Raw genomic sequence first — 1036 nt, 5'->3', positions numbered from 1 at the left:
GGTGGCGGCCGGCCCCGGTGACGAGGCGGTGCTCCGGGTGCTCGACGTGCGCGGCACCACGCTCGCCGCCGTCGTCGAGCAGTGGCCGGAGGTCGGGTCGCCCGCCGGCCACGCCGCGCTGCACCGGGCGCTGCTGCCGGCCGCCGCCGACCCGGCCGTCCGCGAGGCCCTCGCGGCCCTGCCCGTGCCGGTGGCCGACGGGCGGGTGGTGAGCGGTGCGCGCGGACTCGTCCTGCCGGAGGCCGACGTCCCGGCGACCGTGCTCGAGGTGCTGGCCGAGCACGGGCTGCGCGCGACCCACCCGGCGCTCGCCGGCGACGCCGCGGCGTCCGACCTGCTCGAACGCCTGGGCGCGCAACGGGTCTCGGCCGCGCAGCTGCTCGAGCACCCGGCCCTGCCGGAGCTCGTCGCGGCCTGCGCCGACGACCCCGACCCCGAGCACGCGGTCGACGCCGTGCTGGCCCTGGTCGAGGCGGCGCTCGCCGGCGGCGCGGTCGCCGCGGGGGCGCACCCGTTCCTCGGCGAGCTGCCGCTGCCCGACGACGAGGGCGACCTCGCACCGGCCGCGGTGCTGGTGCAGCCCGGTTCGGTCGCGGCCGACCTGCTCGACCCCGACGCCGTCGGCGCCGTCGACGACGCGGTGCTGCGGCGCTGGGGGCCCGACGTGCTGCGCACGGTGGGGGTGGCCGACCGGCCGCTGCTCGTCACCGTCGGCGAGGTCGACCCGCACGACCTGCCACCCGCGCTCGACGACCTCGACGACGCCGACGCGTGGGTGCGCGCGGTCGCGCAGGGGGAGGCGGGGGCGCTGGTCGAGGGACCCGTCCAGGCGGTGCGCGACCTCGACCTGGTCGACCCCGACCGGTGGGCCGACCTGCTGCGGGTGCTGTCGTCCGACCCCGACCTGCGCGCTGGGCTGGTGCGCGACGTCACCGTCCGCTCGCCCCGGGGCGCCCGGCGGGCGCCGTCGTACGCCGCCTGGTGGCTGCGCCGCGCGACCGGGCTGGCGGGCCGGCGCCCGGCCGGGACGCCCGGC

Annotated in this window: 1 pseudogene; it reads left to right on the top strand. The window is 80.9% G+C overall.

From position 1 onward, the window contains the following. Positions 1 to 1036 (top strand): annotated as a pseudogene (locus ACYVKY_RS12420) (sacsin N-terminal ATP-binding-like domain-containing protein); the annotation flags it as partial.

The organism is Angustibacter speluncae (assembly GCF_054777815.1).
Note: the sequence above shows the minus strand (reverse complement) of the source record. Positions and strands in the feature narration are given on the sequence as shown.